This is a genomic window from Trichocoleus sp. FACHB-46 (assembly GCF_014695385.1).
In the GTDB taxonomy this organism is placed as follows: domain Bacteria; phylum Cyanobacteriota; class Cyanobacteriia; order FACHB-46; family FACHB-46; genus Trichocoleus.
Window position 1 is genome coordinate 185,324 of sequence record NZ_JACJOD010000076.1, and the last position, 21,718, is coordinate 207,041.

Consider the following 21,718-nt stretch of genomic DNA (forward strand, 5'->3'; position numbering starts at 1 on the left):
CATCTCATGAGTCAACCAGCGACTATCCAGGTTCTGCTTGTGGATGATCATGCCATTGTCCAACAGGGATTGGCAGCTATCATCAATGAAGAATCGGATATGGCTGTCATTGGTCAGGCCAAGAATGGGGTTGAGGCAGTTCAGTTGTTCCGTCAAGTGCAACCCGACGTGACCTTAATGGACTTGCGGATGCCACAAATGGGAGGGGTGGAAGCAATTACGGCAATTTGCACTGAGTTCAATACCGCTCGCATCATTGTATTGACTACCTATGACGGAGATGAGGACATCTATCGGGGGTTGAGAGCAGGTTCAAAGGGATATTTACTTAAAGACTGTAAACCTAATGAACTGAGAACTGCGATTCGTACAGTTCACGAGGGGCTACAATATATTCCCCCTCACGTTGGGGCTAAGTTAGCACAGCGCATGACCCATCCAGAGCTGACCGATCGCGAATTAGAGGTGCTTCAGTTGGTCGCTCAGGGGATGAGCAATCTGGAAATCGGTGCTGCTTTGAGCATTACTGAAAGCACTGTCAAGTCCAACATCAACCGCATTTTAAGCAAGTTAGGCGCTAAAGACCGCACCCAGGCTACCATCATTGCCTTAAAGCGAGGAATTGCCAGTCTGTAAAGCCTGTCATATCGACTTAAGTTTGATTTCAAGTTGAACTTAAGTTCGATGCCAACCCAATACTTCAGGTTGCCTCATGATTGATCGTTTTGTGGATTCAAGTATGGACCCTGAATGGACGACAGATTTGAGTTATCCCCTTAAATTAAGGGCATCTAAACGGTTGCAGAGTTGAAGCGAAGAAAATGGACGGCTGTAGAAGGCTGCCATTGCCTCACGACCCAAAGCTGTGGAACTGAAAATGAAACTCATCTCTGTCAATGTGGGGCTGCCACGGGAAGTGACCTGGAAAGGGAAAACAGTGAGAACTGGAATCTTCAAAGAGCCAGTCCCAGCCAGTGCAAGGGTGATGGTGCGATCGCTGAACCTAGACGGGGATGGCCAAGCTGATCTCTTGGTTCATGGGGGATTAGACAAAGCAATTTATGTCTATCCTTTTGAGCATTATGATTACTGGCGCGCTGAGTTGCCTGACACAGACCTAACGCTAGGCATTTTTGGTGAAAATCTCACAATCACTGGACTGAGAGAAGACGAAGTAAACATTGGCGATCGCTTTCAGATTGGCACAGTCAAACTGATGGTGACACAACCTCGCCTCCCTTGCTACAAACTGGGGATTCGGTTTGGGCGACCCGATATGGTAAAGCGATTTCTCGCCAGTCGTCGCACTGGATTTTACTTTTCCGTTTTGCAAGAAGGAGAAGTCGGAACGGGAGACACTCTAGAGTTGGTGAGCCGAGATAACAACAAGATCACGGTTGCCGACATCACTCAGCTTTATGTGCGTGAGAAAAACAATCCAGAGCTACTTCACCGCGCAACTCAACTCGAAGCTTTACCCAAAAGTTGGCGCGACTATTTCCAGGAACAAAGTCGTCGTCAAGATGGGTAGATTAACTCAATTTTTACCTAAACTTCGCTAAAACCGAACATGTGGGAGATCTTATGTTTATCGATTACCTCACACTCATGCTCATTAACCTGGCGGCTGGACTCGCTCTGTTAGCTGCCTATGTCTATTTTGGTCTGGGTGAGCCAAATCAGAGACGCTGGATTCCAGGCTTTGGGGTTGTCGGTGGGATCGCTTTAGCCACTGGTTTACACATGACATTTACCTGGCCCATTATTGGTAGTTTCAATATTGCCTTTGGTGAAACAACGGTTCTGTTTGGCATTCTCTTCGTCGGCACTTCACTCGCTCTGGCAATGGGTTGGGACCTACTGACCCTCGCTGCTTATGGCTTCTTTGCAGGACTTGTATCGCTTCTAATTGGCCTTCGCATCATCAACCTGGGAATCACACAACTTCCTCTGCTTACAGGCATTGGGTTCATTTTAGTTGGCTTGGGAGGAATTTTTTCTGCTCCGACGCTCTATTTCAAAGAAAACCGATTCTTGCGAACGATTGGAGCAATTGTGTTAATTGTGGCAGCTCTTATCTTTGCTTTTATTGGATTGAGTGCCTACTGGGGACATCTTGCTAACTTCTCGACGTGGCAACCCCAAACCCTGACAAAATAGCTACGTTTCTATTGAAATTCATTACGCTCTTCTGCAAATAATGAAAACTCTTCTGAAAAGAGCCGCCTTATTTCTGGCTCTGCCAACCAGCGTCTTAGCTAATTTCTCTTTACCTGCCTTTGCTGATTCTACGGCTGGCATCATCCTGAGCACGAGATGCCAGGGTGACCACAACATCAATATTTGGCAGAATTCTACTTCCGGTGAACTGCTCTATCGCGCGACTAGTCCCTATGGCAATCTAAGTTTGGGCAGAGGAACCAGCCAAACGACGGAAGGTGTTCGAGTGTATAGGTTTCGGAACAAAAATTATGAATACTGGGTGTGGGATGGCACGTTGGATAACCCCCAGTCCGGAACTTTCGAAGTGTATAAAAACAACCGAATCTTGCTACAGCAACCCTGTACGAAAATCTGAATCCTCTGTAGGTATTCTTCATTTTCTTGAAACTCACTGCTTGCGATCCCTCAATAACTTTACAAGGGGTAATTTCATGACTACGTTTCACACGGTTGCAATCGATGGTTTGGATATCTTTTATCGAGAAGCTGGCTCCCGTGACAACCCAACAATTCTACTGTTGCACGGCTTCCCGACCTCCTCTCATATGTTTCGCAATCTCATGCCTGCGCTTAGCGATCGCTTTCATCTGGTTGCACCGGATTATCCGGGTTTTGGCAACAGTTCGATGCCCACGGTGGCTGAATTTAATTACACATTTGATCACCTAGCTGAGATTGTAGAGAAGTTCATTACCGCGCTCAATCTCAAGAAATATAGCCTTTATGTAATGGATTATGGTGCACCCATTGGCTATCGAATTGCAACTAAATATCCAGAGCAAGTGCAAGCCCTGATTGTGCAAAACGGCAATGCTTATGAGGAGGGACTGCGGGAGTTTACGGCACCGATGAAAGTATATTGGCAAGATCCTTCTCCTGAGAATGCTAAACCACTGAAAGACTTTCTAGCCCTAGAAGGAACGAAGTGGCAATATACCAATGGTGCTCGCAAGCCTGAAGCGATCAGCCCCGATACCTGGAATATGGATCAACATTTCCTCGATCGCCCTGGAAATGCTGAAATTCAAATGGCCCTGTTCTATGATTACAGGACGAATCCACCGCTCTATCCCCAATGGCAGGAGTATTTCCGCACATATCAACCTCCTACGCTAGTTGTTTGGGGCAAGAATGACGACATCTTCCCTGCCGAGGGCGCTTATCCTTATCAGCGTGATCTGAAAGATATTGAGTTTCATCTACTCGATACCGGGCACTTTGCCCTAGAAGAAGATGGAGAGGCGATCGCAGACCATATCCGTCGCTTTATGACCACTCATGTTAAAGAGCTGACGAGATTGTAGAGATTACCCTCTCATTTCTCATCGTCTTGTCACTTCTTACAGACAACTCTTTCAAACTCAACAATTAAGGCATCATCATGCAAAAATTAGATGGGAAAGTCGCTCTTGTTACCGGTGGCACCAGCGGTATCGGTTTTGCTACTGCCAAGGGCTTTGTCGCTGAAGGTGCCTATGTCTTCATCACGGGTCGTCGCCAGACTGAACTGGATGCTGCCGTAGAAGCGATCGGTAAAAACGTTACGGGTGTTCAGAGTGATGCCTCTAAGATGGAAGACCTCGATCGCCTATTCGCCACGATCGAGCAAGAGCAAGGACACCTCGATGTGATCTTCGCCAATGCTGGCGGTGGAGAAGTCGCCCCACTTGGAGCCATCACTGAAGAACACTTTGACAAAACGTTCAACACGAACGTCAAAGGTCTATTGTTCACTGTGCAGAAGGCACTGCCCCTGTTGCCAGAGGGGGCTTCCATTATCCTGAACGCCTCGATTACTTCTATAACAGGTACCCCAGCCTTCAGCGTTTACAGCGCTACCAAAGCCGCTGTGCGATCCTTTGCCCGTAATTGGATACTCGACCTCAAGGAGCGCAAGATTCGCGTCAATGCTATCAGTCCTGGTGTCGTGCCCACTCCTGGCTACAACCTGATGGGACTGAGTGATGAGCAGGTGCAGGCATTCATAGAAGGCCAAGCCTCCACTATCCCTCTGGGACGAGTCGGCACACCCGATGAGATCGCCAAAGCCGTTGTCTTTCTCGCGTCAGACGATAGCAGCTTTGTCAATGGTATTGAGCTGTTTGTCGATGGCGGTATGGCACAGATTTGAAGCGCGATCGCAAGCGGCCAACTCACCTCATAACGGTGAGAATCTTCAAGGAGTGTCAACTCGATCAATCCTGGAATCGTGGAAATGGAGGGCATACAAGCAGCGGGAATGATCGGGAGCGATTACCAAAAACAGGTTGAAGCGCTAACCCCACTGGGTCGCATGGGACAGCCACAGGACATCGCATCTGCTGCTGTCTTCTTCGTGTCCTCCGATTTAGCCTGGATCACTAGGGAAACGCTCCACATCGCGGGTGGTACTTAACGAGGAGAACCGTGAACGTCAACAAGTAGGGAGGGAAACCATGAACATCAACCAGAATGACACCGCAGTAGTCGTCATCGATCCGCAAAACGATGTCTTGAGCGAAACAGGGGTCTCCTGGGATTTGGTAGGTGACAGTGTTAAGGAGAATAAGACCATTGAGAACATCGAACGCATCTTCAAAGCCGCTAAGCACAATAAATTTGAGGTCTTCATCTCTCCCCACTATTATTACCCCACCGACTACGCCTGGAAATTTGCTGGAACCGTGGAGCAAATGATGCTCAAATCCAGAGAGTTCGATCGCAAAGGTGCATTGAGCCTTGATGGTTTCTTGGGTTCTGGTGCTGACTGGCTCGATCGCTACAAGCCCTTCATTGAGGATGGCAAGACGATCGTGGTTAGTCCTCATAAAGCTTATGGACCGCAGAGCAACGACCTCGTTTTGCAACTGCGTAAGCGCAACATCAGCAAAATTGTTCTGCTCGGAATGCTGGCAAATATTTGTGTTGAAGCTCACCTGCGCGATTTGATCGAACAGGGATTTGAGGTTGCCGTCATCAAGGACGCAACGGCTGCCCCTCGACATCCGGATCTGGGCGACGGCTATAAAGCGGCACTGATCAATTTTGGGTATATCGCCAATGCAGTGCTGTCTACGGACGATGTTATAGAAGCAATGGCGTAACGGTGTGATGACGCGGTGGCCCGATTCCTTTATCTTGACTTTAGCGATCGCGCCAAGAGTAACCTTCTGCCGCTCGCAACTATGGAACGAGGACAGCAAAATGAACCGATCGCCCTTAAAAGTGTGGATTTTGACAACCAGTATCGTAAGCGCATTGCTTTATACTCAACCGATCGCTGCTCAAGTCATTCCTGACACTACACTCCCCGTGGGAGAGCGATCGCAAGTGACAGGCAATACCAATGCTCAGATTGATGGTGGGGCAAGACGGGGTGGCAATCTGTTCCACAGCTTCAGCCAGTTTTCGGTGCCAACTGGAGGCTCTGCCTACTTCAACAATTCCATAAATGTACAGAACATTTTCAGTCGCGTTACAGGTGGGTCAGCCTCCAATATTGATGGCGTAATTCGGGCAAATGGCACTGCAAATCTGTTTTTGCTCAATCCTCATGGCATCCTGTTTGGTCCCAATGCTTCGCTCAATATTGGTGGCTCGTTTGTTGCCAGCACAGCCAGCAGCATCGACTTTGTCGATAATTTTCAGTACAGCGCCACGAATCCTCAAATGACGCCGCTGTTAACTGTTAGTGTTCCAGTTGGGTTGCAGATGGGAGCTAATCCGGGGCAAATTGAGGTGCAGGGGAATGGATACGATTTATCCGCTCAAGTTCCTATTCTTTCCTCTATTGTCAAAGGTGATAGTACAGCAGGGTTGCGGGTGCTAGGAGGTCAGACTTTGGCCTTAATTGGAGGGGATATAAACATTGCTGGCGGCACGCTGACGGCAGAGCAAGGCCGAATCGAGTTAGGTAGTGCACGCGATGGGCAAGTGGGTCTTGGTGATGGCTTTGTCCTCAGCTACCCAGAAGTACAAAACTTTGGTGATATTCGTTTATCGCGACAGGCGTTAGCCTATGCGAGTGGGAGCAGTTCAATTCAGGTACAAGGAAATCAAGTCTCGCTAGCAGATGGGTCACTGCTGTTGATTCAAAACCAAAGGGCTCAAGCGGGAGGAAGTATCAAAGTAAATGCTGCCCAGTCGCTAGAACTGAGCGGAATAAGCCCAGATGGTAGGTTCTCAGCTGGCTTGACTAGCCAAACTACTGGACTTGGAAGTGGGGCAGACATTACAGTTTCGACTAGGCAGTTAGCTGTTCGGGATGGGGCAGGAATAGCCACTAATTCCTTCAGTTCTGCCAAGACGGGCAACATAACTGTGCAAGCTTCTGATTCAGTACAACTTATTGGGTTTTCATTCATTAATCCTATTTTTCTTAGCAGCATCGCTACTAAAGCTTTTGGCTCTGGAGTTGGAGGAACGGTAACGGTATCAACAGGGCGGTTAGTTGCTTTAGATGGAGGAAGCGTATCATCTCCCAATTATGGAACTGGCAGGGGTGGTACTGTGGTGGTAAATGCAACTGAAGCAGTAGAACTGATAGGGAAGTCCCTCTTTTCCTCTCCCAGCACTGTGACCTCTACCTCTCTCAATGCTGGAGATGCTGGGGTAGTTACTATTAACACGGCGAGACTAGTGGTTCAAAAGGGAGGCAGTGTTACTTCTTCCGTCTTAGCAACTGGTAACGGTGGCAGTGTCACCATCAATGCCACGGAGTCTGTTGAGGTCAGTGGTACAGTACCCGGCGCTCTTCCCAGTTATATAGGTTCGGCTGCCCCTATTGCACCTACAGCCTTACGACAAGCTTATGGGTTGCCTGACACACCGAATGGAAATTCAGGCAACGTGACCATTAATACGCCTTTTTTGAGCATCAATGATGGTGCAAGTATCACTGTCAGCAATGATGGAACTGGGAGTGCTGGCATATTGCGGGTGAATGCCAACTCGATTTCTCTAGACCGTGACAGTTCAATTACAGCCGCTACTGCCTCTGGTGAAGGTGGGAACCTTGATCTCAATGTGCAAGGTGTTCTGCTGCTGCGAAACAGTAGTCAAATCACTGCTTCGGCGGGTGGTAATGGTAATGGCGGTAACATCGAAATTAATGCAAGCTCGATTGTTTCTGTACCCACTGAAAATAACGACATTCGTGCTAATTCTGTGAACGCTCGTGGCGGTAACATCTCGATTAATGCCTCTGGCATCTTTGGCATCCAGCCTCGACCTCAAGACACACCTTTAAGCGACATCACCGCGACCGGAGCCAAGTCTGCCTTAAGTGGCAGCGTCCAACTCAACATCAATCAACTTGACCCCACTTCTGGCTTAATCGGGCTACCCACAACGATCGTCGATTCAGCGCGCCTGATTGCCCAAGGATGTCCTGCTAATCAGGGCGACTCGTTCATTATCAGTGGTCGCGGGGGCTTGCCGCCCAATCCTGAACAACAGTTAGACGATGATGCCAACTGGCAAGACCGTCGTAGGTTAGCTGTGTCACAGCAGCAAACGGATAGTAAGAGAGAGGTGAGCCGCAGTCAACAGCCAGAAGCAGAGGATACGGACACAAAGAGACACAGAGAATTCCTTGATTCAACATCCAACAGTCAACATTCAGAGATTCCCTCTCCCACCCATCCCTCAATTACCGAAGCGATCGCATGGCAAGTGGCTCCTACTGGAGAGATAATTCTGATTGCTAACACACCTAACCAAGTTAGGCAGGATTCGGTGGACCATCTAACCCTCTGCCAGAGAAGCTAAAGAACGGTTTGAGTAAGGTTAACTTATCTATTTTGTTTAGTCTGATTTTGCAAAATCTTTGATAATGATGTAATAACCCAGCTAGCAATAGATATCCATTGATATCAGTAATGAAAGGAGCCAAGCGAGTAGATGCATCAGGAGCGCTGGGGCAGGCGAATCCATCAAGGAGAATCCATCGTACAAGGGCTCTTTTCAGAAAAAGGATGGCGGCGATTCCTGCATTTTGTTGTGTTGGGGCTGTTCATCGCTGTTAGCCTGCATGCAGAGATTGCAGTTGGATTACAAGAGACTGGCAACTGGAAGGCAGAGAAGACAGAGCAAATTAGGATCACATCCAATTCCCTACCATCTTTTACAATTTCTCCTTCCGCCCAAGTGCAGCAAGCCGAAGCGCACTACCAGGCAGGGCAGCTGTCAGAAGCAATCGCCCTCTGGCAAAAAGCTGCAACCCGCTACGAGGCGAAAGGCGATCGCCTCAATCAAGCGTTGGTTCTCAGTTTTCTTGCCACTGCCTGGGCAGACTTGGGGCATTGGATGCAAGCGAATGACGCCATCGATCAAGCAACCTCGCTGTTAAACGCCCAACACTTAGCAGCCAATCCCGATACCTCACCTGTTCGCGCCCAAGTGCTCACCGTTCAAGGAGAGCTACAGCTGACTCAAGGTCAAGCAGCCGCAGCATTGGAAACGTGGCGACAGGCTGAGACGGCCTACCGCCACACCAACGATACCAGCGGTATCTTGGGCAGCCAGATCAATCAAGCAAGGGCGTTGCAGTCAGAAGGTCTTTACAGACGAGCCACAACGCTGCTCACCCAAGTAGAACAATCTCTGCAAAACCAGCCCGATGCGAAACTCAAGGTAGCCGGATTAAGAAATCTAGGCAAGATGCTGCGCTTAGGCGGCGATCTGGCTCAATCTCGGGTGGTCTTGGAAAAGAGCTTGGCGATCGCTCTCAAGCTTCGAGACGATACCGCTAAATCTGCATCTGACATCAGTGGCATTCTCCTCAGTTTAAGCAACACGACTCGCGCTCAAGGAGAAACCGATACCGCACTTGCATTCTACCAACAGGCAGCAATCGCAGCTCCCTCGCTCACCACAAAAACGCAAGTTCAACTGGCTCAGCTCAGTCTGCTGGTTGAAGCCGAGCGGCTGACAGACGCGCAACACTTGTTGCCAGACCTCCAATCTCAAATCACTAATTTGCCCCCTAGTCGTCTAGCTATTTATGCCCGCATTAATCTAGCTCAAAACCTAGTCAGAATGAGGGGCAGAGAGGTAGAAAGAGCAGGGGAGATATCTTCTGAACGTCTCAGCACCTCAGCTCAAGAACTCGCTGCTGCGGTTCAACAAGCTCATAGCATGGGCGATCGTCGGGCTGAATCTTATGCCCTTGGCACTTTAGGCAGCTTGTATGAAACGACCCATCAATGGGACAGTGCTAGAACCCTAACGCAACAAGCGCTGAGTTTGGCTCAGTCTATTGATGCGCCCAGTGTGGCCTATCAGTGGCAGTGGCAGCTCGGACGAGTCTTCTGTCAAGATACACAGCCCTGCACTGCCGCTGGAAATCTGCAAAACGCAACGGCTGCCTATGCAGAAGCGGTTAAAACCTTGCAATCCCTCCGCAGTGATATAGCCGCGATTAACCAAGAGGTGCAGTTCTCGTTTCGAGAAAGCGTTGAACCCGTCTACCGACAATTTGTGGAACTGCTGTTGCAATCGGACAGCAATGCACCTAGCCAGGAAAACTTGAAACAAGCGCGTGAGGTGATCGAAGCCCTGCAATTAGCAGAACTAGATAATTTCTTTCGAGAAGCCTGTGTCAATGCTCGTCCCGTCAAAATTGATCAAATCGATCCGCAGGCTGCCGTCATTTATCCAATCATTTTGCCCAACCAGTTGGCCGTGATCCTGGCGTTACCTAATCAACCCTTGCGCTATCACAAGACTCTACTGGCTCAAACCGAAGTAGAGCGCATCCTCGTCCAAATGCGTCAATCTCTTAGACCCACCGCCTTTGTAGAAGATTGGTTGCCCGCTGCTCAACGAGTTTACGATCTACTCCTGCGTCCCGTGAAGACTGAACTGGCGGCAAGTGGGATTAAAACCCTTGTGTTTGTGCCTGATGGCTGGCTGCGGAGTTTGCCAATGGCAGTCCTCCACGACGGTCAGCATTATCTGATTGAAAACTATGCAGTTGCGCTTACTCCTGGTTTACACCTATTGCAACCCCAGCCGATCAAGCGTCTACAGCTGCATGGGCTACTAGCAGGATTAAGTCAAGCTCGCGAAAGCTTTCCAGCATTGCCGAATGTTGCAGTCGAAATTAATCAAATCAACACAAAAATTTCAGCTCAGGTGCTGCTGAATCAGGCGTTTACCAATCGATCGCTGCAAACCCAAATTGAGTCTACTCCTTCGTCCATCGTTCATTTAGCAACACATGGTCAGTTTAGCTCGAAGGCTGAAGATACCTTTATTTTGGCGTGGGATGGACGCATCAACGTCAAACAATTGGATCAACTGCTCCGGGTGAGAGAGGGAAATTCCAACCCCATCGAACTGCTGGTCTTGAGCGCTTGCCAAACTGCCACGGGCGATAGTCGAGCGGCACTGGGGATGGCAGGAGTCGCAATGCGATCGGGGGCACGCAGTACCCTGGCTTCACTCTGGTCAGTTGGCGATCGCTCTACTGCATTGCTCATGATTGAGTTTTACCGGGAGTTAGGTAAACCTGGAATGACGAAGGCTGAAGCTCTGCGTCGGGCTCAAGTTAGTTTGTTGCACCAAGAGGATTACAACTCTCCTTACTACTGGTCGCCGTTTGTTCTGCTAGGAAATTGGCTCTAAAAAACCTTCGCTTTAAAGACCTCACTTCTTTAAAAACCTTATGTCTTGTATCAAATCTTTGTTCTGCTATACATCCATCAGCCTTGCTCTAGCCTCAGAACTGGCGATCGCGCTCAACCTGACTGTCGCAATTACTCCTAGCGCCGCAACAGCGCTGTCTGAAAATGGAAACCGTTCAGTATATCAGCAAGCCCGCAAGCCAAACCCTCCTCCCCCGCCGCCTACGAATCCGGGTAGCTCAGCCGCAGGGGGGCGACGTAATCCCGCTGCTTGCCCTCAAGATGCGGTGGCGGGAACCAAGAGTCCGTTCTTAACAGCCTTTAGCCCAACGAGCAAACCAGGCTTAACCGTCGCAGCGCATCCCACATTTTTGGTATACGTGCCCAGAACTAGGGCTGAAACTGCCGAATTTAGCCTTCGCAATCGAGCGGGTCAAGGGATTTACCGAACGACGATCGCCTTGAGCAATACTCCCGATATCATCAGCATCACCTTGCCCGATCAGGTAGCGCCTTTAGAGATTGACAGGACATATGTATGGTCGTTTGCCATCATTTGCAACCCAACCGATCGCGTTGCCGATCAATTTGTTACAGGTATCGTACAACGAACGAAGCTTAGTCTGGCTCGCTTACGTCAAATTGAGCAAACACCCCCCAGACAGCGCCTTGTCCTGTACCAGGAAGATCGCATTTGGTATGATCCCCTCGCTCTCCTGTTCGAGTTAAAGCGCAGCCAAACCAATGATTCAGACATCGGCAGAGCTTGGCGTGAATTTTTGCAAGCGGGCGGAATGGAGACGATGCTGAATATCAGCCCAGCCAAACCCAGATAACTTGTGTTGAGCGATCGCGTTTATCCTATGTGGACAATCCTGAAGCAGTTTATTTGGCGATGGCGTGGAGTTCTGGTAACTGCTCCCAGCATTGCTGGAGGATTGCTGATTTTGCGATTTGCTGGAGCACTTCAGTTGCTGGAGCTAGCAGCACTTGACCAAATGTTCCGCCTGCGTCACTTTGAACCAGCTGATCCCCGGATTGTCCTTGTTACCGTAGATGAGTCAGACATCAAGCAACTCGGGCGGTGGCCCATGTCTGATGCGGTGCTGGCTCAGTTAATTTTATCCATCAAACAACAGCAGCCGAGAGTCATTGGTCTGGATATCTTTCGAGATCTACCTGTAGAACCGGGTCATCAAGACCTGATCAACGTTTTCATCTCTACCCCTAATCTCATTGGGATTGAGAAAGTGATTCAAACGGCTCAGGGTGAGGTGATTCAAGCACCTCCAGCCTTAAAGCGGCGGGATCAGGTCAGCGCCATTGATCTTCTCTTAGATATCGATGGCACAATTCGTCGCAGTTTGCTGTACTTAAGCAACAAGGACGGGCGAGCAATTGCCACCTTAGGAGCACAACTAGCCTTTGTGTATCTCAGAGGTGAAGGTATCGAGCTAGAAACGATCGACTCCAGTCAAGGTCAGTTCCGATTAGGCCGAGCCGCATTCACTTCTTTGCGGTCTAACGATGGGGGTTATGTGGGCGTTGATGCGGGTGGATATCAAATTCTGTCAAACTTTCCCAAATTCCTAAACGATTTCCATACTATCTCCATGACAGATGTGTTGCGGGGTCGCATACCCAAAAACTTAATGCGCGATCGCATTGTTTTAATTGGATTAACGGCAGAGAGCATTGAAGACAAATTTTTCATCTCTTACACCACGGATTTAATTGCAGCACCCCCTGGTGTCGCAGTTCACGCTTTATTAACGAGTCAATTGCTCAGTGCGGCTTTAGAGGGTCGTCCTCTATTGAGCGTCTGGCCGGAACCGCTGGAATGGCTATGGATCATATTTTGGTCCGCGATCGGAGCCGTCATTGGACGGATATCTCGATCGCCCCGCCAAACCGCATTTAGAGTTGTTTTATTGGGAATCGTGCTTTTAGGCAGTGCATACGGACTGTTTCTCGCGGGTTGGTGGATTATTATCATTCCCCCTCTGCTAGCTCTCGCGGCGTCTGCCATTACCAGCAGCAGCTACCTACTGTGGGACAATCTGAAGGAGTATGCCCGCACCCTAGAGCAAAGGGTGGAAGAGCGGACTCTCAAACTAGAGCAAGAAATTGCGGAACGAAAACAGGCAGAAGCGACCCTAAGTCAACAAAAACAACTCTTACAAGCGATCGTAGAGCATATTCCTGTCATGATTACACTCTACGATGCAGAAGGAGAAATCGAATTTGTCAATCATCAGTTTGAGCAAACTTTAGGATGGTCAACCGCAGATCTGCACCATATTGACCTAATTGCTGAATGTTGTTTCAATTCGGAACAGCAGCAGATTCTAGACCATATGTTAGCCGCAACTGGCACTTGGTCAGACCTCAAAATCAGAACCAAAGACGAGCGTGTGGTCAACACCGCGTGGGCAAATATTCGGCTTCCCAACGGCATGAATGTTGGTATTGGGCAAGACATTAGCGATCGCAAACGAGCTGAAGCAGCCTCCATTTTAGAAGAACGCAACCGGATGGCTAGAGAAATTCACGATACGCTAGCGCAGGCGTTTACAGGCATTCTGCTGCATGTTGGAGCGGCAACCGAAATCATGACCAGAAAAGCAGAGGCTGCACAAGCACATCTGGAAACTGTGGATGAATTAGCTCGCACTGGGCTGGCTGAAGCCCGCCGATCAGTCGCGGCGCTACGACCCAAACTCTTAGAAGAGGGAGATTTATTTAGTGCCCTCAAACATCTAGTCAATCAAATGAAATCTTCTACGAAGACTCAAATCACCTGTCAAATCATGGGTGGAGTCTATGCTTTACCACCTGATGTGGAAAATAATCTCTTACGCATTGGCCAAGAAGCCTTAACCAACGCGATTAAATATGCCCAAGCCACTGAAATTTGGGTTGAGTTAGTGTACGAGGAGACGCAATGCCTGTTACGAGTTAAAGATGATGGACAGGGCTTTGAAGTGGATCAAGTATATCTAACGAAGGGATTTGGTTTACTGGGGATGAGTGAGCGGGTTGATCAGATTGGCGCTGAATTAATCATCCACAGTCAGCCTGCTCAGGGCACGGAAATCATTGTGGTGGTGAATCGAGAGTAGGTCCATGAGACAATCAGCAGGAAATTCCGTTGTTCCGTCAAGCGCAACCAGAAACTCTAACTCAAAATGGGTTATACAGGATGGAGAAGTAAAGTCCATTTTCTTGCAATGTTTCCTTGCTCGCATCAACCGAGACCAAAGGCATTCCCCAATCTAATCGAGCGGTGAGGCGATCGCCCATTTGCCAGCGTAGTCCCAAGCCAACTGATGCCAGCGTATTAGGGTCAGCTTCTTCGCGATCGCCCCGATTCCAAGCTGTGCCAAAGTCAACAAAGGGAGTCAGTTGTAAGACGCTATCCCACCGACGAATCCGAGCAACAGGTAAGCGTACCTCCGCAGAGGCAAACAACCCATTGTCGGCGAGCAACAAATCTTGTCGATAGCCACGTACCGTTTCTAGCCCACCTAAACCGATCTGCTCTAGTGGTACCAGGGATTGAGCAGCCAGTTGCACATCTGTTCGCAGTAACAACAATGTGTCTGGAGCCAGCAACCTGACCCACTGCCCTTGTCCTCGCCATGAGAAAAAACGGCTATCTGGTCCGGTGTCGCTAAGGGTGGCATCTAGAGCATCCAGACCCAAACTAAATTGAGAGCGAGCCGCAAACACTTCTCGGTTACTGCGTCGCGTCCACTCCTGAAAAAAACGTAAGGCGGAGATGTGGGTTTTGCCTTGCTCATCCGCTCCTAAGGCAGGAAACGGAATATCTCCACCCAGTAACGAAGCTTGACTCTCGCGCCGACTGGCAGTGAGGCCAATGGCGAATTCTTCGCGAGGGGTTTCGACAAGCGGTTGGCGCAGGTTCAGTTCGTAATAGCGAGAGTTGGCATCAATATCGAGCTGGTCAAACGGCTCTTCTATCACCTGGCTTGCCGAGGTGCCGTAAGCCAAATTTAGGGTGCCATTGTGAGCATTCAGGGGTAAGGTGTAGCTGGCATCGAGGGAGTTGCTGCCAGCCGTATTGGTGTAAGCAGCACTGAAACTGTCTCCTAGCCCTAGTAAGTTAGCTTCACTGAGTTGTAAGCGACGACGAAACGTCCCCACGCTGGGCGATCGCCCATTATCCAGTGTTATCTGTGTATTAAAAGTCTCTGCCTCGGTGACTCGAACCTCTAACAAATTTTCGCCAGGTCTGGTTCCCGCAGATAATTCAGCTGAGAGGCTCTCGATCAGGGGATTGATTTGTAGCAGTTGCAAAGCTTCGAGCAAGCGATCGCGGTTCAGTGGCTGTTGGGTAGCGATCGCCAATCGATTCTGCACATAGGTTGGCTTTAACCGTCGCGTTCCGGTGATTATAATCTCTTCTAGCGTTCCTTCTACGATTTGAATCGTGACCACGCCATTGCGTAATTGCTGCGGTGGAATGTAGGCCCCCGAAGTGATGTAACCGCGTTCTACATATAGCTGGGTTAGGGCCGAACGCGCCTGAAATAATTCTGCGAGGGAAATGGGGCGCTGAGTAAATGCTTGAGTTACCGCTGCTAATTCTGCGGGACTGAAAACAGTACTACCCACCACTTCAAACCGCTCTACAGTTATGGTAGCAGGCACGTTATCTGGTAAGGGTTGTGGTTGCGTGACGTCAGGACTAGAAGCCGGGGGTCGCAGCAACTCTTCTGGCGGTGGTAAGACAGGAGAAGGCTGAGGTGTTTCTGGGGTAGGAATATTGCGGGATGGAGGTTCTAAGATATCCGGTGGTGGGAAAGAAGCTTGGCTAAGAACCAGTTGTGAAGCAAAAGTTGGATTTTTATCTACAGTTTGGGCTGGCAACGGATTGGCTGTAGTGCTACTAATCAATAGCATCAAACCCAAATGCCACAAATCTTTTCTCAAATGAGGATAAAGTGCAATTCTTGTGAACACTACAAGCCAGAGCTCGATCCTATAAAATATAGCCCCTGCCTCGCATCAACTAATTTTCGCCTTCGCGTCAATTATATGTAGAACGAGCAGAGCCTAGCCTACAAGAAGTAATTCTACAGCAGACTAATCTAAAGGGCGCGAGGCTATAGGGTAGTAGGACTTGAAGAAACTAAACATTTATCATGCGTTGATAACATTCATTGATGGCAGTGGAAACGGTGCCTCTTTTTCACCCGTTAACCCCAAGTCTGGCAAAGAACTATCCTTTCCAAGGAAGCGGGGCTCGATAAGGATTTTCATGCATATCTAACACTTCCCAGGTTCGAGGATTTACCTGCCCTGTTACTGGAACTTTGTACCGCTGCTGCAAATCCCTCACCGCAGATTCCGTAATGGGACCAAACACTCCATCCACCACGGCACCACTCGGATTTCTTAATCTGACTCCTGCGGCTCCTAAAAAGCCATTGTCTGAGAGAACTTGCTGCAACAGTTGAACGCTTCTGCCGCGATCGCCACGTCGCAGGGTAGGTAATGTGAGATCAGTATAGGCGGTGGCGATCAAAACTGGACGCCTTGGTTGTGAAGATACAGGTGCGATCTGCGTTTTGTCTAGAGGCAAGGCTTCACTCAGGCAGCAGGGTTGCGAGATCGCTTTACCAGACAGTGAAACTCCCAGCAGTTCTGCTGCTAAGGCTGTTGGCAAAAATACGTTGGATAGCACAAAAGTGATTTGAGGAATTGAGTTTTGAACTGTGATAGATCTCATGATGCATTGCCTAATTTACACATTCAAAGGAGATGATTAATAGGGCTGTATCGGTGCGATCGCGTTAGTTTGCGATCGCCTTTGGTGCTGTGCTCTGCGCAATCAATGAAGGAGCTTGCTGTGAAGCACAACCTGCGGCTTTAATTAAATCGGCGGCTTTTTCGCCAATCATGATCGTCGGTGCGTTCGTATTGCCTGTGGTGATCCTTGGCATGATCGAGGCATCCACAACCCGCAACCCCTCAATTCCATGTACGCGGAGTTCAGGATCTACCACTGCCATTGGGTCAGTGCCCATTTTGCAAGTGCCCACCGGATGCCACACGGTACTGCAAGTTTCCCGGACGTAAGCAACGAGGGCTGCATCACTTTGCTTCTCGGCACCCGGAGCAATTTCCTTTCCGCGAAACTCATCCAAAGCGCTGGCACCGAACAAGTTACGAAGTAATTTAATCCCGACCACGAGCTTTTGCACATCCGCTTCACTTTGGAGAAAGTTCATTTGAATCATCGGGGCGTCTTTAGGGTCGGAGGAGCGCAAACTGACACTGCCAATGTTTTGGGGATGAGTCAAACAAACAAAACTGGTGAATCCTAAACCAGAGTGGGCATAACCGGGCGGTGCCAACACAACGGGACCGAAGAGAAACTGTAAATCTGGCGCAGCATCCAGATTCCTCTCAGTATGCAAAAATAAGCCCGCTTCAGCCACACTACTGGTGCTTGCCAGATGTAGATCCTGAGTTGCTTCATGTGCCACAGCCACCACAGGGTGGTCTTGGAGGTTTTGCCCCACACCCGGTAAATTAGCCACTACCGGAATTCCCAAAGCTTTGAGGTGTTCTGCATCGCCAATGCCGGAAAGCAGCAGCAGCTTGGGCGAATCGAACGTGCCAGCACTTAAAATCACCTCCTGGTTGACTCCGACCTGGTGCAGCGTGCCTTCGTGCAGGTATTCCACCCCAACGGTACGGGTATCCTCAAACAACAAGCGAGTCACCAACGCTCCTGTCGTTACAGTTAAATTGGAACGCTGGAGAATGGGCACAAGGAAGGCAGCAGCAGCACTGTGGCGCTTACCATCCTTGATGGTCAACTGGTAGAGTCCCGCGCCCTCTTGCTGCATTCCATTAGGATCGGAATTGTGGTCATATCCTACTGCTACTGCTGCGTCTACAAAGCGTTGGGATACCACAGCAGGCGCAATCGGATCGGTGACGCTCAACTCTCCATCAATCCCGTGAAATTCGGATGCGCCTCGCTGCTGGTGCTCCGATTTCTTGAAGTATGGCAGGACATCTTGGTAACTCCAACCGGGATTCCCCAATGACTGCCAGTGGTCATAATCGTGAGGATTGCCTCGCAGATAAATCATGATATTAATCGAACTGCTGCCGCCCAAAACTTTCCCACGAGGACAAAAGATTTTGCGGTCATTCAGGTAGGGTTCGGGTTCAGAGAAATATGCCCAGTCCACCTCAGAGCCTTGTAGACTGAGGCATTGCGCCGGGATGTGAATTTCTGGTTTTATATCTGGGTTACCCGCTTCAAGTAACAACACGGTTGTGTCACTGTCTTCGGTGAGGCGGTTGGCGACTACACAGCCTGCCGAACCTGCACCAATCACAATGTAGTCATACTGGGTCATGACATCTTCCTCGGTTATTTGTAATGGCTTTATGTTTCACAAGCAGGCTTATGTTTTAAATATTTCTTAAACCAGCTCAAGGCAGTTGTGCTGGCAATCTCAAAGCCTTCTCCTTGGAATCCGTCAAAGTGTCCACCTTTCAGAACTGTGAAAGACTTTGGCTCGATCGCGTCTGCATAGACAGCGGCGGCCAATTGGGGAGAGGCCAGGAAGTCTTGCTCGCCCACAATCAGACATAGCGGAGTGGGAAAGATGGCCTCAGGGTGAGGCACAGCTTCGTAGTAGAGACAATGTTCAATCGATTCAAAGGTGAGCCGATTTTCCCATCTACCTTCGCTGGCATCCTTAGCCAATTCAATCCAAGTAAAGGCATCGGGTGTCGCTAGAAAGGAGGGTTGACCGGGCGGGGCAACCAAGGGGAAGTAGCTCACCTCTCCGGTTTGATACCGTTTGATCCGATCTTCTGCAAGCAACTTTGTGAGTTCATGGAGTGCAAGGGGGGAGACCAAACGGCGAGAATTGAGAAATGCATTCACTGTCGGCATTTGGGCTACTACAGCTTTCACGCGCCGATCGAATGCCGCTACGTGCAGGACGTGACCACCGCTATACGAGAAGCCCCAAAGACCAATACGTTCAGGGTCGACTTCGCTTTGAAGCTGAGTCCAGGTAATAGCATTGCGGTAGTCTTCATGCTGCTCGGTCGGGAGCATTTGACCCCGAGGCTCTCCCTCGCTGGCACCCAGGTATCGATAATCGAACAGCGTGACGGCGAACCCCGCTTTAGCGAAACGCTCAGCAAACTGCGGCAGTCCCATCTCTTTGGTTAAGCCAATGCCGTGAGCCATGACAATAGCAGGACAGCGATCGCCAGGTGCGACATTATCCGGCGTGTAAAAAGTGACGGCACACTTTAACCCTTTACTCTCGAAACTAGTTCTTCTTTCCATAGCTGCTTATCCTCTGATTCATCTGTCATGAAAGCGATCGCCCAGCCACCTTGTCACTGATTAGGCAGGGGTGGGTCGCAGTCCTGTGGTCATTGCTTGGGAGGCGGAGGAATAATCTCGATGCCGTACTTAGGTGCAGTAGTGAGGATCTTATCTAAGTCTTTAGCATTCAAAGGTGGGGCAGCCGTAATTTGACTATTCACCGCTTTTCCCACTTCGACAATAAATTTCTCAAAGCCAGCAGGTGTCACCCAAACCAACATTTTGGCGGGGACAGAGGTTGTATTGGTAAATTGATGCAGCTGGCCTTTGGGTGAATGGAGGAAGGTTCCAGCCGTTGCCACCAAGGTGCGATCGTCAAGCTGAAATTCAATCTCTCCGTCTTGTACATAGAACGATTCATTTTCTCGGCTGTGCCGATGGGGAGGAGTACCACCTTGAGGCGCAACGATAACCTCACAAAGCGCATAGGCTTCCCCGGTCTCTTCACCAATGGCTTTGAAGGTATAGAGGTCTTGACCAAAGTAGTAAGAACGACCTTGATCCGATTGAACAAAAAGTCCGTTTTGGTTGATTGTCATTGTCGTCTCCCAGTAGACAAGTTGTTACTAACTGGCTCTTGGAAGATTCCAGCGCTGACAGCTCTCTTTTTTCCCTCTCAGGTCACTTCTACAACCGTTTGTATGGCCTTAATTTAAGGGACTAATCCAACTCTGTCGTCCATTCAGAGTCCATACTTGCAGCCACACAACGATCAATCATGAAACAACCTGAAGTATGGGGTTGGCATCCAACTTAAGTTCAGGTTGACAGCCAACTTACTCCCTTCCCACCCAAAGATTAGGGAATAAGTGAAAAGATGAAATTGAGCGTTTTTTGCACTTGGTCTGCTGCCAGAAACTGGTTCGAGGCGAAGAATTGATTCAATTGTTGTTCAATCTGTGCCAGCGTCGTTCCAATTGAAAGCTGATGCAGAAATCGCAAGCGCAGCAAATGAATTACGTATTCAACCAAGTTCAGCTTTGGTGAGTAGGACGGCAAATACAAAAACTCAACTTGAATCGAGTCAGTCAGTCCCATTTGTTCTAGATGCACCGCAAGTTGTGCTTGCATCTTTTGCTTATGAGTCGGATTGTTATCGAGAATAATAGACTTTGTCGGAAATAAAGAGGTCATCAAAACAAGCTAGGGAAGCGCTTCGAGTGACTGGAGTCAGGCACTTTTAAGCTTGCGGTGGCTCAAGCGAAAATTATGCAAACCACAAGCTGTCTCCATGACAGCATCGGCAAAGTGATTCGTTCGACTCCTCAACGGATGCACCACAATATTGCATTGTTTGATGCCACCAATCTGATGTTCGATTTCTACTCGTTCTCGAGAGATCTCCCGATTGCGCTGTTTGTCTGCTTCGCTTAATTCCTGCTTGCGGGGTTTCTTTTGGGGCTGAAAGGTGGTCAGACCCTCTGGCTCATATCCTTGAAAGCCCGTATCCTTCCAAAGCTTGCTGCCGTCTGGAAACTGATACTCTTCCTCATCATAAATAGCTTTGTCATGCTTTTTGCCCTTGTAAGTATCACTCAAAAACGCCACTTTGCCTCGACGCTGACTGATGATGTTGTTCTTGACCGTAAATGTCTTCTTCTTGCTGCTGTAGTATTGCTTGCGCTCGGTTTTGTCTTTGGGGCGGTTGATGCGGCGCTCGGTGCCATCAATGATAAATTCCAGACTCGGGCACTGTGCTATTACCTCCTCTAATCGATAGGGTTCGCGCTCCGGCGACTGCTTCTCGAACCCGAGAGCTTGATTCAATACTCCACTCAGCTTATAGATCCACTCATGCGCTTGAGCTTGACCCATGCCAAATAGGAATCCTTGCACTTCCTGGGTCGGGTACAACCGGAATACATCAAGATGAACAACAACTTGTCGCAGGTCTGCTTCAACTTGGGACTGCGTCCACCGCCATAGCGCCGTTGCCGATCTCGGTTGATATAGTGCTGTTCCACATACCCTTGCCACGCCTGTTCAAAGGCCACTAAAAGCTACTTGAATTCAGCAGCTGTCAACCCAGCCAAGCTTTGTAGTACTCGGGGTTTGCGTTGAACTTTGGCGTAGAACCTGGTTGACTAACAAAACTCAAGAACCAAAACTGTAAGATTTGGTAGTGCAATTTTGTAAAAGATGTAGAAAAACAGGTTGTCACGATCTTGAGACAACTTGGTTCTGATCATTTCGTTGTAATGATGGATAAAGTTCCAGATGGCTCCAACATGATTGTCGAGCTTTTTGGAGAAGGACAATGTTTTCCTCACTAGGCGAGAGATTCGTTGGCGTAACGTGTTGTTGAACCGCTCAATATAGCTCGTCAACCCTGTCTTCTTACCAACGGCTCGGTGCCGCTGGCTCGGTAGTCTCAGATCTTGCACCTCGTAATCTGAACCTCCCACCCCTGCTGCTGCAACAGCATGCGCTTTTGCTCAACTTCCTGAAGCAACAGGGCAACAACCACCTCGCCTAGGCAGGCTCCGAGCACGGT

18 protein-coding genes and 2 pseudogenes are annotated in these 21,718 nt (G+C 49.3%); 12 read left to right on the plus strand and 8 right to left on the minus strand.

Annotated features, from left to right (window positions below; translation table 11 throughout):
* The first annotated feature begins 6 nt into the window (after positions 1-6).
* From H6F72_RS28085 to H6F72_RS28140, 12 genes are all read left to right on the plus strand, one after another.
* Positions 7-636 carry a response regulator transcription factor gene (locus H6F72_RS28085; protein WP_190443082.1) on the plus strand — a complete coding sequence of 210 codons (630 nt, stop codon included), beginning with the start codon at positions 7-9 and terminating at the stop codon, positions 634-636.
* 241 nt (positions 637-877) lie between these two features.
* Positions 878-1,531 (plus strand): MOSC domain-containing protein, encoded by a 654-nt coding sequence (locus tag H6F72_RS28090; protein ID WP_190443083.1) that lies wholly within the window; start codon positions 878-880, stop codon positions 1,529-1,531.
* A 53-nt stretch (positions 1,532-1,584) separates the two neighbouring features.
* Entirely contained in the window at positions 1,585-2,160 is a 576-nt protein-coding gene (locus H6F72_RS28095) for a DUF981 family protein (protein WP_190443086.1), read from the plus strand.
* Between the two features lie 40 nt (positions 2,161-2,200).
* The gene (locus tag H6F72_RS28100) at positions 2,201-2,578 is read left to right on the plus strand and encodes a hypothetical protein (RefSeq protein WP_190443088.1); all 378 of its coding nucleotides are present in this window, start codon (positions 2,201-2,203) and stop codon (positions 2,576-2,578) included.
* 76 nt (positions 2,579-2,654) lie between these two features.
* Entirely contained in the window at positions 2,655-3,527 is an 873-nt protein-coding gene (locus H6F72_RS28105) for an alpha/beta fold hydrolase (RefSeq protein WP_190443090.1), read from the plus strand.
* Positions 3,528-3,604: 77 nt separating this feature from the next.
* Positions 3,605-4,354, plus strand: coding sequence for an SDR family oxidoreductase (locus H6F72_RS28110; RefSeq protein ID WP_190443092.1), 750 nt, complete (start codon positions 3,605-3,607; stop codon positions 4,352-4,354).
* Positions 4,355-4,417: 63 nt separating this feature from the next.
* A complete protein-coding gene (locus H6F72_RS28115) occupies positions 4,418-4,618 on the plus strand; it encodes an SDR family oxidoreductase (protein WP_370527573.1) in 201 nt (66 codons plus the stop codon).
* 40 nt (positions 4,619-4,658) lie between these two features.
* On the plus strand, positions 4,659-5,306 hold the full coding sequence (locus H6F72_RS28120; RefSeq protein ID WP_190443096.1) for a cysteine hydrolase: 648 nt from the start codon (positions 4,659-4,661) through the stop codon (positions 5,304-5,306).
* 7 nt (positions 5,307-5,313) lie between these two features.
* The gene (locus H6F72_RS28125; protein ID WP_242017195.1) at positions 5,314-7,971 is read left to right on the plus strand and encodes a filamentous hemagglutinin N-terminal domain-containing protein; all 2,658 of its coding nucleotides are present in this window, start codon (positions 5,314-5,316) and stop codon (positions 7,969-7,971) included.
* Positions 7,972-8,103: 132 nt separating this feature from the next.
* On the plus strand, positions 8,104-10,830 hold the full coding sequence (locus H6F72_RS28130; protein WP_190443099.1) for a CHAT domain-containing protein: 2,727 nt from the start codon (positions 8,104-8,106) through the stop codon (positions 10,828-10,830).
* Positions 10,831-10,870: 40 nt separating this feature from the next.
* Positions 10,871-11,665, plus strand: a complete 795-nt coding sequence (locus H6F72_RS28135; RefSeq protein WP_190443101.1) for a DUF928 domain-containing protein — start codon at positions 10,871-10,873, stop codon at positions 11,663-11,665.
* Positions 11,666-11,671: 6 nt separating this feature from the next.
* Complete coding sequence (locus H6F72_RS28140; RefSeq protein ID WP_206755471.1) at positions 11,672-13,951, plus strand: CHASE2 domain-containing protein; 2,280 nt, start codon at positions 11,672-11,674, stop codon at positions 13,949-13,951.
* Positions 13,952-14,012: 61 nt separating this feature from the next.
* On the opposite strand, the gene H6F72_RS28145 is transcribed toward H6F72_RS28140, so the two are convergent.
* The 8 genes and pseudogenes from H6F72_RS28145 to H6F72_RS28180 all read right to left on the minus strand — a co-directional run.
* Complete coding sequence (locus H6F72_RS28145; RefSeq protein WP_190443146.1) at positions 14,013-15,755, minus strand: ShlB/FhaC/HecB family hemolysin secretion/activation protein; 1,743 nt, start codon at positions 15,753-15,755, stop codon at positions 14,013-14,015.
* Positions 15,756-16,074: 319 nt separating this feature from the next.
* Positions 16,075-16,584 carry a peptidoglycan-binding protein gene (locus H6F72_RS28150; protein WP_190443106.1) on the minus strand — a complete coding sequence of 170 codons (510 nt, stop codon included), beginning with the start codon at positions 16,582-16,584 and terminating at the stop codon, positions 16,075-16,077.
* A 64-nt stretch (positions 16,585-16,648) separates the two neighbouring features.
* Positions 16,649-18,232, minus strand: a complete 1,584-nt coding sequence (locus H6F72_RS28155; RefSeq protein WP_190443108.1) for a GMC family oxidoreductase — start codon at positions 18,230-18,232, stop codon at positions 16,649-16,651.
* 29 nt (positions 18,233-18,261) lie between these two features.
* Complete coding sequence (locus H6F72_RS28160; protein WP_190443110.1) at positions 18,262-19,182, minus strand: alpha/beta hydrolase; 921 nt, start codon at positions 19,180-19,182, stop codon at positions 18,262-18,264.
* Between the two features lie 89 nt (positions 19,183-19,271).
* The gene (locus tag H6F72_RS28165; RefSeq protein WP_190443112.1) at positions 19,272-19,763 is read right to left on the minus strand and encodes a cupin domain-containing protein; all 492 of its coding nucleotides are present in this window, start codon (positions 19,761-19,763) and stop codon (positions 19,272-19,274) included.
* Positions 19,764-20,022: 259 nt separating this feature from the next.
* Positions 20,023-20,331, minus strand: a pseudogene (locus H6F72_RS28170) (transposase); the annotation flags it as partial.
* Positions 20,332-20,394: 63 nt separating this feature from the next.
* Positions 20,395-21,201, minus strand: coding sequence for a transposase family protein (locus H6F72_RS28175; protein WP_348252389.1), 807 nt, complete (start codon positions 21,199-21,201; stop codon positions 20,395-20,397).
* Between the two features lie 200 nt (positions 21,202-21,401).
* Positions 21,402-21,629: pseudogene (locus H6F72_RS28180) on the minus strand (IS1 family transposase); the annotation flags it as partial.
* Positions 21,630-21,718 lie beyond the last annotated feature (89 nt).